11 protein-coding genes are annotated in these 13,476 nt (G+C 69.7%); 3 read left to right on the forward strand and 8 right to left on the reverse strand.

Annotated features, from left to right (window positions below):
• The first annotated feature begins 6 nt into the window (after window positions 1-6).
• Both WME79_RS28270 and WME79_RS28275 read left to right on the forward strand, forming a co-directional pair.
• Entirely contained in the window at window positions 7-1,002 is a 996-nt protein-coding gene (locus WME79_RS28270; protein ID WP_437520957.1) for an MDR/zinc-dependent alcohol dehydrogenase-like family protein, read from the forward strand.
• A gap of 151 nt (window positions 1,003-1,153) precedes the next feature.
• Complete coding sequence (locus tag WME79_RS28275) at window positions 1,154-1,564, forward strand: hypothetical protein (protein ID WP_437520960.1); 411 nt, start codon at window positions 1,154-1,156, stop codon at window positions 1,562-1,564.
• A gap of 105 nt (window positions 1,565-1,669) precedes the next feature.
• Here the strand turns inward: WME79_RS28275 and WME79_RS28280 are convergent, their stop codons facing one another.
• Both WME79_RS28280 and WME79_RS28285 read right to left on the reverse strand, forming a co-directional pair.
• Complete coding sequence (locus tag WME79_RS28280) at window positions 1,670-2,974, reverse strand: GRAS family protein (RefSeq protein WP_437520963.1); 1,305 nt, start codon at window positions 2,972-2,974, stop codon at window positions 1,670-1,672.
• 958 nt (window positions 2,975-3,932) lie between these two features.
• Window positions 3,933-5,321 (reverse strand): sigma 54-interacting transcriptional regulator, encoded by a 1,389-nt coding sequence (locus tag WME79_RS28285; RefSeq protein ID WP_437520965.1) that lies wholly within the window; start codon window positions 5,319-5,321, stop codon window positions 3,933-3,935.
• Between the two features lie 257 nt (window positions 5,322-5,578).
• Between WME79_RS28285 and WME79_RS28290 the strand changes: the two genes are divergently transcribed.
• A complete protein-coding gene (locus WME79_RS28290) occupies window positions 5,579-6,175 on the forward strand; it encodes a hypothetical protein (protein ID WP_437520968.1) in 597 nt (198 codons plus the stop codon).
• Between the two features lie 128 nt (window positions 6,176-6,303).
• On the opposite strand, the gene WME79_RS28295 is transcribed toward WME79_RS28290, so the two are convergent.
• The 6 genes from WME79_RS28295 to WME79_RS28320 all read right to left on the reverse strand — a co-directional run bounded on the left by WME79_RS28295 (window position 6,304) and on the right by WME79_RS28320 (window position 13,348).
• Window positions 6,304-7,716, reverse strand: coding sequence for a hypothetical protein (locus tag WME79_RS28295; RefSeq protein ID WP_437520971.1), 1,413 nt, complete (start codon window positions 7,714-7,716; stop codon window positions 6,304-6,306).
• A 101-nt stretch (window positions 7,717-7,817) separates the two neighbouring features.
• Window positions 7,818-10,754, reverse strand: coding sequence for a carboxypeptidase regulatory-like domain-containing protein (locus WME79_RS28300; protein ID WP_437520973.1), 2,937 nt, complete (start codon window positions 10,752-10,754; stop codon window positions 7,818-7,820).
• A gap of 198 nt (window positions 10,755-10,952) precedes the next feature.
• Window positions 10,953-11,384, reverse strand: a complete 432-nt coding sequence (locus tag WME79_RS28305; RefSeq protein ID WP_437520976.1) for an ExbD/TolR family protein — start codon at window positions 11,382-11,384, stop codon at window positions 10,953-10,955.
• 10 nt (window positions 11,385-11,394) lie between these two features.
• The gene (locus WME79_RS28310; protein WP_437520979.1) at window positions 11,395-11,856 is read right to left on the reverse strand and encodes an ExbD/TolR family protein; all 462 of its coding nucleotides are present in this window, start codon (window positions 11,854-11,856) and stop codon (window positions 11,395-11,397) included.
• Entirely contained in the window at window positions 11,807-12,517 is a 711-nt protein-coding gene (locus WME79_RS28315; protein ID WP_437323078.1) for a MotA/TolQ/ExbB proton channel family protein, read from the reverse strand. Before WME79_RS28315 ends, WME79_RS28310 begins: the two co-directional genes overlap by 50 nt.
• A gap of 57 nt (window positions 12,518-12,574) precedes the next feature.
• Entirely contained in the window at window positions 12,575-13,348 is a 774-nt protein-coding gene (locus WME79_RS28320) for an energy transducer TonB (RefSeq protein WP_437520982.1), read from the reverse strand.
• Window positions 13,349-13,476: the final 128 nt, after the last annotated feature.

Below are 13,476 nucleotides of genomic sequence, written 5' to 3' on the forward strand. Positions count from 1 at the left end.
TCGACCGTGCGAGCGCTGGTCTGGGACGGAACGGCCGCGCGCGTCATCGACCGCGACCCCCCCTCGACCACGGCCGGCATGGCCGTGGTCGAGGTGCGGTGCGCCGGGATCTGCAACACGGATCTCGAGATCATCAAAGGTTACATGGGCTTCCGCGGCACGCTCGGCCACGAGTTCGTCGGCGACGTCGTGGAGGGCCCGGCCGCCTGGCGCGGCCGCCGCGTGGTGGGCGAGATCAACTTCGCGTGCGGCCGCTGCGAGCTCTGCGCGCGCGGGCTGGGCAGGCACTGCCCGACGCGCACGGTCATGGGCATCGTCGGCGCCGACGGCGCGCTGGCGGAGCGCGTCGCGGTGCCCGTGGCGAACCTCCACGCCGTGGCCGGCGGGGTCGACGACGAGGAGGCGGTGTTCGCGGAGCCGCTCGCGGCGGCGTTCGCGATCCTGGAGCAGGTGCGTGTGTCCCCGGGCACGTCCGCGCTCGTGTTCGGCGACGGGAAGCTCGGCCTGCTCATCGCGCAGGTGCTCCACCAGGCTGGCGCCCGCGTCCTCGCGGTCGGCAAACACGAGGAGAAGCTCGCCCTGCTGCGCGCGCAGGGCATCGCGACCGAGCTCGTTCGCCCGGAGCCCGCGGGCCAGGCCGACGCCGGCGCCTCTCCGCCTCCGGGCGTCTGGGCCGGAGATCCGGCCGAGCTGGTGGTCGAGGCCACCGGCACCGCCGAGGGGTTCGTGAGGGCGGTCCGCGCGACCCGGCCCAGGGGCACGCTCGTGCTCAAGAGCACGGTGGCCGGGCTCTCCAGCGTCCACCTCGCGGAGCTCGTCATCAACGAGATCACCGTCGTCGGGTCGCGCTGCGGGCTGTTCGAGCCAGCGCTGCGCGCCCTTGAGGCCCGTACCGTCGACGTCCGCTCCCTCGTGTCAGCGCGACTCCCGCTGGAGCGCGCCGCGGAGGCGCTGGCGGCCGCGGCGGCGCCTGGCGCCCTCAAGGTGCTCGTCACCTGCTGAGCTCGCCGCTCGCTGACTGTCGGCTGCTCGTCCGGGTGGCCTGCGGCCAGCGCGGCATGTCCGCCTGGCGCATTGCGTGAGAATTTCTCGCGGCTGGCCGGAATAGATCCTCGTAGGGAGCCGCAGGCCGCGGCCCCCATCAGGAGCTGCGATGAGCGCGAAGGACAGCCCACACCACGACGACCGCCGAGAGGACGCGCACAGCGAGGCCCGGCAAGCCAGGGAGAGCTGGGAGCAGCAGCAGCTACGGGAGCTCGACCTTGTCGGCATCGAAGAGGATGCGTCGACGTTTTGCCTTCATTGTCGCCGTGAGATGCTGGGGCAGCTCGCACGGGCTCAGGCGCGCGGCTCGGTGCTGTTCGAGCTCGTCAGGCGCGAAGGGCTGAGCCCTCTTCCCCTGCACCACCCCCGGTCCGCTGCCGAGGGCGGTCCCACGCCGGAGTACCGGCGCGACCTCTGGGAGATCGCAATGCACAAGCGCCGCGCCCTGTGGATCCCCCTCGCAGGCCTCGCGATCGGCGCGCTGGTGCTCTGGGTGGCATTCGCCGTCCTGAGGCGCTGAGAGCGAGGAGCCGCTCGCCTCCGGAGGTGATCTGGACAGGGAAGCGGTTGTTGGTAGAGGGGCGCAGATCGCGCGTTATGGGCTCACCTGCGTTGTTCAGCGCTCCTAGCGGCGGAACAGCCCGGACATGAACCGGGATGGCGGCGGGAGCTGCCGCGGACGCCACGCCGACGCGGCCACGATGGACACGCCGTTGCGCATGAGCAGGAGCGCGGGCTCGTCGCTCCGGACGTCGAACCCCTGGCTCAGGCGGAGCGCTCCGCGGACCAGCGACTCATGCGGCGAGACGCGGAGCGGCTCGAAGCCGTTCATGCGGAGGCGGCGCTGCCAGGCGCCCCGGCGCTCGTGCCGCTCGACCCGCGCGGCCCCCTCGCCCACCACCACATTCATCACCTCCTGCCCGAAGAAGACCTGCTCGATGGTCTCCCGCGCGGCGATGTGCGGCGGGAGCAGCGCCTCGAGCGCCTGGAATACCGCATAGTAGTGGCCGATCGCCTCCGACAGCCGCGGGAGGAACTGGTGCGCGTTGTGCTCCACATCCGGCTCGACGAGCGTCAGCACGCGCGGCGACAGCGCGCGGATCCTCGTGAGGATGGTGTCGCGGTTCGCCGTGGCGTGCACCGAGGCATCCGGCACGTGGTGCAATGCGAACGCCGCATTGACCGCAATGGGCGCCGTGGAGCGGGACGCGATACGGCTCCAGTCGACGCGCTCCACCGAGGACGCGACGCCGTGGAACTCGAAGGGGACCTTCAGCCGCTCCGCCCACCCCCCGATGAACGCGCCCGCCCAGCGCAGCCGCTGCTCGGGATCGGGGCCCCGGCACGGCAGGTCGATGCCGGTCAGCCGGACCCGCGGCGGGCCGCCGGGCCGCGTCGCCAGCCGGTGTAGCAGGAATGGCCACTGCGTACCGCCGCCAACGCCGATGTCGATGACATGGATCTCCCCTTCATCCTGGAACGCCTCGACGATGGCCGCGTTCGCGCTGAGGTAGCCGAACCGGATGAGCGGCGTCGCGTGCACGAGCAGCTGAAACGCCGCGAGCATGTCCCGCGGCCCAGCGCTGCGCAGGTACAGATTCCCGTCGCCGGAGCGATCTCCGTCCAGGCGAGCGAGCAGCGCCCGGCCAAACACGCCGGAAATGCGTTCGGACGCGTCCCCCGTATCGGGCTCAGCCCGCAGGATGCCCTCGATGAGGGCCCTCGCGCGCTCGCTATCCCCCGCGTCGATCGCCTCGCCCGCCGCGAGGAGGCGGCTCAGGAACGGGCGGCGACGCGAGTGGGTCTGGCGGGTCCCCGAGCTCGGCTGCTGCCCTGGGCTGGACGCGGTCGAGCTGGTGGGCCCCTCGATGTGCGCTCGTAGGCTAAGAGGCGCCTCTTCGGCCGATACGTGTCTACGGATCGCGTTCATGGTGTCCAGGGCTGTTCAACCAGGCAGCCCGCCGTCCTGGCTGGGCTCTCCGCGGGCAACCGATTTCAGGCGCGAACGCATGACGTCGACCACCTCGCAGGAGCCAGGGGTTTCAATGTTTGCAGGTGTCGTTGAGGGAGAGCCCGACGGCGAGCAAGGGGCCGGCGCTCGGCGGCCGCGCGCCCGCGGCAAGGCCGCGAAGCGTGGCGCCCGCCCGTGACGCGACGGGGCCTGAGCTCGCACGGAGACCCGACAGACAACTCTCTGTACATCGATGAAGCCGCCCGCCCGGTCAAGTCCAAGATCGTCATTGTGCGTCGCGCCCCCGTCCTCGTGTTCCGCGCGCCGTCCGAGCCTGTCTTTTGGCGACAGACGTAGGCACTCGTAGGCGTCCCGCGAGGCGAGCGTGATCGCGCCGCAGGCGGAAGCCCCGGCGGCCACGGCGCGCGGATCGCGAAGAGCGCGGCCTCGATGACGCAGGCCGCGCGCGACGCGCGGCCACGGCACACTTCACCAGTGGTCTCTTCAGGGCGCATCGTGGGCTCCGACCTGGCGAGCACGCGCCGGACTCGTTGAGTTGACCGTGGTCGTGACAGCACCTCGCTGGGGACGGGGCTTACACACCACATTACAACCCGCATAACCAGCTCTGTAAAGTCCCTATACATGGGCGTTCGGTCGATCGAGCCCACGTTGCGTCGCCAGATGGAGGCAACCCTGCGACGATCGGGCGCGGCTTCGCCCGAGAAACAGCGCCGCGACGGTCTTCAGGCCTTCGGAAGGAGCAGAGCGTTTGCTGGAGGTGATGTATGGAACGACCGCCCCATCGGGCTCAGCAGCCTACGCCGGGAGTGACTTCGTCATCGCAGCGCAGCCGAAAGACGAGCGCTCTCCAGCGACGCGGCGGCACCATTGACGCACTCCTGCACTTGTGCATGCGACGGCGGGCGCCAGCGGTTCAGTCGTTATCGGACAGGTCGCTTCCCTCCGCGAAGTGGGAGCGATCGACGCCATTCTTCTCGAGCCAGCGTCGAATTCGATTTCTGTGCACTCCGAGCCTGATGGCCGCGCGAGACACATTGCCTCGCTCGAGGCGAAGCGCCTCGGCGATCTCATCTTCGGGCGGCGCTTGTCCTGCGCGCGCCGGTCGAACGTCGCTCGCCGTCGGCCGGGCGTGCGTCTCGAGCGCCTCCGGGCTCAGCCCGACGCCGGCGAGCGGATCCAGATCCTTGGCCTCGACCGTGCGCCGCCCCTCGTCGAGCGCGCGCGTCGCCGCGCGCCGCGCCTCGCCGACGAACTCGCGCAGATTCCCCGGCCAGCGGCGCATCGCGCACGCGATGATCATTGAATGGTGAATCGTCGGCGACGCGCTGTGCGCGGCCGCACCGACCGCCTTTGCGCATTGCGCGAGCAGCCACGGGATCTCCTCGGTCCGCTCCCGGAGGGGCGGGAGCCGGACCTCGGGCCGACCGATTCGGTAGTAGAGATCATCGCGAAAGCGGCCCTGGGCGACGCGGGCGCGCAGGTCGTGTGTCGCCGCGCAGATCCGGATCTGCACCGGGCGAGGCGCGACCGCGCCGAGCTCGAGGACCTGCCGGGTGTCGATCGTCCGCAGCAGCTTCGCCTGGACGGCCGCGTCGAGCTCCGCCACCTCGTCGAGGAAGAGCGTGCCTCCGTGGGCGGCCTGCACATAGCCGTCGGTGTCGTGCGTCGCGCCGGAGTAAGCGCCGCGCCTGGCGCCGAAGAGGAGCCGCTCCGCCAGGCCCTCCGGGATGGCCGCGCAGTTGACAGCGACGAACGGGCCGCGCGCCTGCGGCCCCGCCTCGTGGTAGGCGCGCGCCGCGAGCTCCTTGCCCGTGCCGCTCTCGCCCGTCACGAGGAGGCTATCTCCCCCGGCCGCGGCGCGGATGATCGTGTCGTAAATCAGCTGCAGCCTCGGCCCGAGGACGCTCTCCTTTTCGAGGCGCACGCCCCCGCGCGCGAAGTTCCGGATGTCGCTGAGCGCGAGGAACACCGACGTCCCCGCGCCGACGACCTGGATCGCGTCCCTCCGCACCTCGCCGCGGATGGGCTCGCCGTTGACCGACGTCCCGTTGGTGCTGCCGAGGTCCTCCACGGTCCAAACGCCGCCGTCGTACGCGATGCGGGCGTGTCGCCGCGACATGAGTGAGTCGTCCATGAGGGGCACGCCGCCGACGCCTCCGCGACCCACCACCACGGAGCCACGATCCAGCGGGATGGGCGCGCAGCGCGGCTGATCCCCCGAGAAGATCAGGACGATGCCGGGAACAGGCTCGGCGACCGAGGGCTCAGGTGGAACCGAGACGCGGACGGTGGAGTGGTCCATCGGGCGCAATCTTACCCGTTGAAGAACCTGGCCGGCCAGTGGCCGGCCATCCCAACGGCCTGCGGGGGCTCTTTGGGCAGAACTCCCAGCAAATCCACGTCGCCCCGTTCGCCAGGTTCGGCACAAGTTGTGCTTGTTCCCTCGGCATGGTGGCCTCTGCAAGAGCTCGCATCCATCGGGACCGGGGGTCCGCCCTCGAGGTGAACATGGGATCCGGCCGCAACATCGACGAAGCGAGCCGTCGCTCGCCCCGGCGTATGCACACATCCCGCACCCTGCCGAGCTTCTCCACCCACCCCGGTCTCCAGAGCATCACCGGCCTCCGCGGCGCGCTCGAGTTCCTGGAGTGGCCGGCGTCCGAGTGGACGCCCAAGGACCTCCAGGACTGGTTCGTGGACCACCTGGTGACCCCGGGCCTCATGAAGCGTCCCCAGATCGTGCGCGAGCCCGGCGCGACGCCCGTCATGCTCGATCCCCGGGCCGACGGCGGCAGCAACCTCGAGGAGCTCATCCACAAGGCCCGCGGGCGCGTCATCACGGCGCTCCGGGGGCTGATCGCGCCCGTCGCCGACGACCGATTCCTGAACGCGGCGATCTACGGGGGCAGGGTCCGCCGGGCGGCGGTCGGAGGCCGTCCCGTCTGGGTCGCCTCGCCGCGCGAGATCGACTTCCTTGGCGACATTGTGCTCAGCTTGCTCGCCGCCGACATCCTGCTCGACCGGGAGTTCTATCGCGCACACCTGTGCATCTGCGAAGTGTGCGGAAGGGTGTCATTCAAAGAGACCCCGGACGCGCGAGGCGTATGCAGCGAGCATCGCAGCAGTGTGTCCGGGTTTACGCCGCGGGTGCGCTGAGCGCCTGCGGCGGAGTCGTGACGCCAGAGACGATAAAGGCCGGCTGAAGAGCCGGCCTTCGTCATTTCTCTCGCTACGGATCCAGTCCGCCCGCCGCATCGCGAAGGGCCGGCGCGGACGGCGCCGCGTCAGTTCGCGTCGAACGAGACCCAGGCGCCCGTCGCCCAGGTGTCATCGGCCTTGAAGGCGCCGATGTAGCTCGCCTCCGCGTCGAAGAAGCCGTCATCCGGCGGGGTCGCCGCGTTCTCGGTGAGCGTGGCCTCAGGCCGGAAGTCGGGCGTGGCGGCGAAGCAGTCGGCGAGCCCAGGATCCTCGGCGCTGTTGGTCGCCTCGCCCTCGAACCACGCGACCTCGTCCGCGCCAGCGTCGTCGTCGTCGTCGAGCTTCGACTCGGTCGCCGCCTCGGTGTCGGTCTCCTCGTAGGCGATGTTCGCCTCGAGGTTGCCGAAGAAGATCGAGCTCGCGAGCTCGACCTCGGTGAGCTCGTTCCGCAGATCCACCCCCGCCTCGAAGCCGGTCACGATGGTGTTGAAGATGTGGGCCTTCGTCGAGCGTCGGAGCAGCATGCCGTACTGCTGCTTGTCGACCTCCTTGTTCTTGCCGCACAGGGTCGCGTTGTAGATCGTCGGCTCGCTGACGGGCGTGTTGGCCGACGAGTCGGCGTCGTTGTCGCCCTCGAAGCCGTTCGTCTCGTCGGCAACAGACGGGTCCTGCTGGAGCGCGAGGAACTGGAGCTTGCCGGTGTAGCCGAGATCAAAGTCGAAGCCGTCGTCGCCGTTCTGCGCGCAGATGAGGTGCTTCGCGTTGACGGTGCCGCCGAAGAACTCGAAGCAATCGTCGAGCGTGTGGTGCACCATCACGTGATCGACGGTCGTCCCGGAGCCCACGCCGGCGAAGGTGAGGCCGTTGACCTCGTTGTCCTGGGAGAGGAGGATCCCGCTGAACTCGATACGCACGTACTCGAGGACACCGCTGTTGTCCGCGGGCTTGTCGCCGCCGTACTCCGTGCCTTCGCCGGTGATGCCCTCGACGCTGGCCTTGCCGCCTTCGACGTTGACGGGCGCCTCGCCGAGCAGGATGACGCCGCCCCAGTCGCCGGCGGCGCGATCGCCCTCCTCGCCCTGGCTCGTGAACACGATGGGCTTGCTCGCCGTGCCCTTGGCGTTGATCTTGGCGCCGGGCTTCACGACGAGCGTGGCGAGGCTCACCTTCTCGCCCATGACCGTCGTGCCGGGCTCGATGGTCAGGGTCGCGCCGCGCTCGACAAAGATGATCCCCTTCATGAGGTAGCACTTGTCGGCGGTCCACTTCGTGCTGGCGGTGATCGCCTCGCTGACCTCCACCGGGGAGGAGCAATCGGCGCTGACGTCGCCACCACCACCGCCGTCGCCACCGCCGCTGCCACCGTCGCCACCGCCACCGCCGTCGCCACCGCCGGTAGAGGCGCTCGAGGACGAGGTGCTGGTCGAGGACGGGGAGACATTGTCGTCATCGCCGCACGCAGCAAACGCCGCAACGGAGAGCGCCGAGGCGCAAACCAAGGCCAATTTGAATGTACGCAATTTATTCTACCTCCTCCCCCAACATGGCGTATGTAGGAGAAATTGTGACGAGCACCGCGTGACGATTCAATGGCAGATGCTCAGTACGTTAGCGCCGCGCTCAACGTCACAGTCGTCCCAACGCTGTACTGGCTGATGATCTTGTCCTCATCGTCCTCTTTCCCCTGGGTGACGCGGACGGGCGCATCGATGAGGTTCTCACCGGCCAGCTTCAGCTCGACGTGCTCGCCGAGGCGCTGAGCCACGGTCAGGTCGATCTGGTGTCGCGGCTGCTCGTACTCGTCCTCCAGCCCTCTGGCGCCCACCCGCTTGAGCCGGGCGCCAAACACGTTGTAGAGGAGCCGGGCGCTCGTGCCGCTCGACTCTCTGGCATAGTCGAGTCCCAGGTTGACGACGAAGGGAGATTGCCCCTGGAGCGGGTGCGTCGGGTTGCTCTGGATGGTGACCCCTCCCGCGTTGTCCTCGGGATCGACCGTCACCTCCGACTGCACGAACGTGAGGTTTCCAAGCGCCGTGACCTCCTTCAGGAGCGGGGTGATGAAGCCCAGGCCCTTCCTGACCTCGAGCTCGACCCCGGCGACATGACCGGCGTCTCCGTTCACGTAGCTGAGCCTGCCTCTGCCGCCGTTCGGGAAGATGATCTCCTCGATCGGATCCTGGAAGTGCTTGTAAAAGACGCTGACCGCGGCCACCTCGCCGGCCGTCGGAAAGATCTCGAAGCGGAGATCGGCGTTCACGATGCTCGTCCGCCCGAGGTCCGGATTGCCTTGCGCCTCTCTCCCGCTGTATCCCTCCTGATACAAGGTCGGGCTGAGCTCGCGGAGCTGGGGTCGAGCCAACGTCTTGGATACGCCGAGCCTGACATTCGAGATCGAGCTCGCCTTGACGATGACGTTGGCCGCAGGCAGGAGATCGACCTTGTCGCTCTCGGCCTTGATCTCGGGGTTCGCCGGGGAGTACCTGTCGAACGCCCTCAACGACAGCGTGGAGGCCTCGATCCGGGCGCCGAGCACCGCGCGGAGCCATCGTGTGATGGCGGCGTCGGTCATCACGTAGCCTGCATAGAGATCGCTGTTCGCCGTGTAGGAGTCGGTCTCGCGCGTGATCTCCTCCAGCTCGAGCGCCGTGCCGATGTTCTCATCGGAGAACAGCTGGCCTGGCTCCTGGCGCAGGATCGTCGGATCCGAGCCCGGGCGCTGCTTGAACCGGAACCGGCGTGCGTTGAACTCGCGCTCTCGAAGGTTGAACAGACCGCCCACCTTCAGCCGGGTCGGAGCGTCCCCCCGGACGAGAGGCTGGGTATAGGAGAGCTGCCCACCGTAGTTCGTGTCGGTCATGTCGCTGAAGAAATGGGCGCCGCTCAGCGTGCCCTCGTCCCACGCGTAGGCTCCGCTCGTATCGTCCCTGATGTAGACGGCCTCCCTCGTATCGGGCTCGTCCGAGGAAGCGTGGGAAATGGACGCCTTCCAGTCGACGCTACCGCCGTCCAGCGCTGCGAAGCGATGCTCTCCCTGGAGCTGACCCAAGGAGAGGGCGCGAGAGATGAACCGCTGCTGGGTGTCGCGAAACGCGCTGCTGCCGTCTGTAGGGTTCCCGTTGATCTCGCTGGCCACGTCCTCGGACGAGCGGCTGTGGAGTCCGGTGATCGTCACCTTGTGGTTCTGATCCGGGTTGTATGTGACGCTGGCGAAGGTGCCCCAGGACACCTGATCACGGATGCTTCCGGTGCTGGTGTCGCTCTTGCGTACGGGCTCGCCGCTCACAGGATCGGGCTCGAAGGTGCTGGCGCGCTCGTTGGCGCGCGGACCGAACTTCCGGCCATAGCTCAGGGTGGCGATGTAACCGAGGCGCTGCTCGCCGCCGAGCTTCAGGGTGTCGCCGACGACCACGCTGCCGCTCCCGTTCGGCGGGGTGAAGGACCGCGTCGTCGCCATCGACGAGTTGATCGCCCGCCCATAGGCCGTCATCTCGTCCCTGGTGATGGTGCCGCCGCCCGGCTTGGGGCCGAGCCGCACCACCTTGTAGTCGGGGATCTCGCTGGGAAGCGCGCGCGCGCCGCCGTCGATCCCGAGCCAGTCGGTGCCCGATCCGGCGTAGGTCAGACGATCGCGGAACGTCGCCTGGCTGTTCAGCCCGAGCGACAGCGATGCCTGGAAGAGGAACTTCGTCGGGAGCTCGCGTGTGTTGATCTGGACCGAGCCGCCAGCGAAGTCGCCGGGGAGATCGGGCGTGAACGTCTTCACGACGGTGATGTCGCTGAGGACCAGCGACGGGAAGAGGTCCAGCGGGACGGCCTGCCGGTCGGGCTCGGGGCTCGGCAGCGGGGCGCCGTTCAGGAGCGCGTTCGTGTAGCGCTCGCCCAGGCCGCGGACGTAGACGTACCTGCTGTCGACAACGGTCGCGCCGACGATGCGCTTCGCGGCCTCGGCGGCGTTGCGATCAGGGGTCTTCGCGATCTCCTTCGCGCCGACGGCGTCGCCCACGTGGGCCGCGTTCTTCCGGATGAGCAGCTGCGCCGCGACGCTCGCCCGCTCCGGCTCGAACTCGACCTCGATGACCTCCTCTGTCTGCTGATCCCCCTCGAGGCCGACATCGACCTGCACCACCTGCCCGGCGGTCACCCGTACGTCCTGCACGCGCTGCGGCTTGTACGCCTCGTACCAGACCCGCAGCTGATGGGTGCCCGGCGGGAGCTCCAGGCGATACCGCCCGTCGAGGTCCGCGATCGCCTTGAGCTTCGTCCCCACGACGGACACCTGCGCGTCGAGCAAGGGCTCCTTCGTGGCGGTGTCCGTGACGACGCCCCACACCACGCCTTTCCCCGCGGGCGGCGGGCGCGACGGGCTCGGCTCGTCGAGCCCCGCGACGTCCTCTGCCGCAGGACCGCCGGCCTGAGGCGCCGCGCCGTCTGGCTGCGGCGCAGCGGCTCCGGGGTCGCCCTGCGCGAGGGCCGTGGCCCCCCAGCAAAGCGGTGTCACCAGCGCTGCGACTACCCCCGAGATCCTTCTGCGACTCATGCACCTGTCCCTTCGCGCGCTCCGAGCCCGGGCGCGACTCTCGATTCGATGGCCGGGCGCACGCGCGCCCGTCTGATGAGGAGAGCGGAGGGCCAACTCGCGCCCTCTCCCGTGCACCCCGCCGCGATCGCGCGCTCGAGCGACGCGGCGGCGGCTCCCGCGCGCCTCGACTTCACCTCATCGGGCCTCTGACCTGGCTCAGCGCGCGGGCTTCTCCGTCAGGACGGCGATCGTCTTGGCCCCGCCCATGCGCGCGGCGTCCATGGCCTCCACGGCGACCGCGTAGACGGCCTCGTCATCCGCGTCGAAGTAAAGAACGTTGTCCGAGCGCGCCGCGAAGATGCGCGCGAGCCGCTCCTTCAGCTCGCCGCGCTGCACCTCGGCTTGATTGATGCGGAGGACGCCGCGCTGATCCACCGTGAGCACCACGGGCTTGTCGGCGTCGATGGGAGGCGGCGCGAGCTTCGCGGTGTCGTCCTTCTTGGGCAGATTCAGCCAGAACTGCTTGGCGAGCAGCGGCGTCACGACCATGAAGATGATGAGGAGCACGAGCACCACGTCGACGAGCGGCGTCACGTTCATGCTCGGCGCGACACCGCCCTTCTTGCCTCCGCCCTGCGGAACGCTCATCCCCACGGCGCTATCCCTCCTCCGGCTCCGCGGACGCCCCGCCGCCCCGCTGGCTCACCTGCAGCGAGATCCCGGCGAACCCGACCTCCTGGCACAGCGCGAAGGCCTCCCGCACCCGGCCGTACTTCACCGAGGAGTCGCCCTTGATGACCACCCGGCGCTCCGGCTCGGCAGCGCGGATGGCCCGCAGCCGCTCGCCGAGCGAACCGAGGTCGGCGACGGCCTCCTTCTCGAGGAACACGGTGCCTGCGCCGGTGATCGTCACGTAGATCGGGTCGAGCTTTGATTTCGACTTCGGATCCGGCTGAAACACCGCCGGGAGCTCGACCCGCTCGCCATGCTCCATCTGGGGCGCGATCACCATGAAGATGATGAGGAGCACGAGCACCACGTCGACGAGCGGCGTGACGTTGATCTCCGGCTCAGGCGGCGGCTGCCGACCCGAGCGACTGCTCTCCACTCGAACGCCCATGTTCGTTCTCCATCTCGTCGATGAGCTCACCCGCGCTGCGCTCGAGCGCGAGCTCTACCGCGGCGATACGGGTGGTGAGGTAGTTGAAGCAAAGCACCGCCGGGATGGCGACAGCGAGCCCGAGCGCGGTGACGATGAGCGCCTCGGAGATGCCGGCGCTCACGGCGCCGAGGCCGCCGGAGCCGGTCGAGGCGATGGTCTGGAAGGCCGTGATGATGCCGATGACCGTGCCGAGCAGCCCGACGAACGGGGCCACCGAGCCGACCGTGGCGAGGACCGAGAGGCCGCGGCGCAGGTCCGCGGAGATCGCCTCGCGTCGCCGCGACACCTCGCGGCGCGCGAGCTCCACCGGGGGCACGCCGCCCTCGCCGGCCTCGACGGCGCGCTGGAAGCGGCGCACGGCCGCACCGACGAGCCGGGCGAGCGCGGAGCGCCCGTACCCGTCGGCGATCGAGACGAGCCGCGCGGTGTCCCAGGCCTCCATCACGGGGCGCGCCTCCCTCGCGAAGCGCCGGGTCTCCGACGCCTGACGCGCGAGCGCGATGAGCCGCTCCACCACGACGGCGACGCTCGCCAGCGCCATGAGCACGAGGGCGAACGCGACGAGCTTGCTCAAAAGCCCCATGGTCGCCCAGATGTGCCCGAGATCAAACTGCATCATGGCTAAACTCCTTCGTTCCTCGCGCGAGAGGCCGCGTCCACGGCCGCGCGCTCGACGTCATCTCTTCGCCTTGAACGGGATCCTGACCGTCTTGAAGGTCGACACCGGCCTCCCCTCGTGGATCGCCGGCCGGTAGCGCCACGTCTTCACCGTCGCGAGCACCACGTCGTTGAACAGCGGATGGCCGCGGACGATGGTGACGTTCGTGACCTCGCCGGTCTCGGTCACCACGAACCTGACGACCACGGTGGCCTCTATCCCCGCGCTCCGCGCGGCCTCCGGGATGGGAGGGAGCGAATTGGAGAGCGCGACAGGCGGCGTGGCGTTCTCGGGGAGGTGAATCGGCCCTTTCGGCTGCGGAGGAGGAGGCGGTGGTGGCGGCGGCGGCGCGGGCGCAGCCACGGCGGCCGTTCCCGTGCCGCCGGGGACCCCGCCGGGCACGCCGCCCGGTACGCCTCCCGGCTCTCCGTACGCATCGTCGTCGCTCGCCTTGGCCTGGCTCGGGTCCGCCTCCGCCGGCGCCTCGGTAGGCACCGCGGTCGGCGCGACGAGCGCCGGGCGCCTGGGCGCCGCGGGGCGAGGCGCCGGAGCCTCCGCCGCCGGCGGCGGGGGCGCGGGCGCCGGAGCCACGGGGGGCGCCTCGGGGAGCTGGGTGGCGAGCTTGACCTCGACGACCTCCTCCTCGGGCGGAGGAGGCGCGATCGCGCCGCTCAGGCGGGCGGCGGCGAGCGCGATGGTCGCGAACAGCAGGAGCCCAGCCGCAACCCCGATCGCGAGGCGCTTGGCCCGCTCAGGATCGGCCTCCCCTGCATTCCACGTTTCAAGATGCATCGAGGCTCCCGGCACACGCTGGCGACAACACCAGAGCTCCACCGGGCCTCATGAGAAGGACCGGCAGGCTTCAGCAATGTCGCCCAGCATGTGAATCACCGTCTGCACGGTACATCGGCTGCCGTTGC

It is taken from the genome of Sorangium sp. So ce726 (assembly GCF_051521405.1).
GTDB lineage: Bacteria > Myxococcota_A > Polyangia > Polyangiales > Polyangiaceae > Sorangium.

Bases quoted from the DNA above. Each gene is read 5' to 3' on its own strand.
- WME79_RS28320 (WP_437520982.1), bottom strand. From the start codon at position 13,348: ATGCATCTTGAAACGTGGAATGCAGGGGAGGCCGATCCTGAGCGGGCC.
- WME79_RS28275 (WP_437520960.1), top strand. From the start codon at position 1,154: ATGAGCGCGAAGGACAGCCCACACCACGACGACCGCCGAGAGGACGCG.
- WME79_RS28305 (WP_437520976.1), bottom strand. From the start codon at position 11,384: ATGAGCGTTCCGCAGGGCGGAGGCAAGAAGGGCGGTGTCGCGCCGAGC.
- WME79_RS28285 (WP_437520965.1), bottom strand. From the start codon at position 5,321: ATGGACCACTCCACCGTCCGCGTCTCGGTTCCACCTGAGCCCTCGGTC.
- WME79_RS28290 (WP_437520968.1), top strand. From the start codon at position 5,579: ATGCACACATCCCGCACCCTGCCGAGCTTCTCCACCCACCCCGGTCTC.
- WME79_RS28315 (WP_437323078.1), bottom strand. From the start codon at position 12,517: ATGATGCAGTTTGATCTCGGGCACATCTGGGCGACCATGGGGCTTTTG.
- WME79_RS28300 (WP_437520973.1), bottom strand. From the start codon at position 10,754: ATGAGTCGCAGAAGGATCTCGGGGGTAGTCGCAGCGCTGGTGACACCG.
- WME79_RS28280 (WP_437520963.1), bottom strand. From the start codon at position 2,974: ATGAACGCGATCCGTAGACACGTATCGGCCGAAGAGGCGCCTCTTAGC.
- WME79_RS28310 (WP_437520979.1), bottom strand. From the start codon at position 11,856: ATGGGCGTTCGAGTGGAGAGCAGTCGCTCGGGTCGGCAGCCGCCGCCT.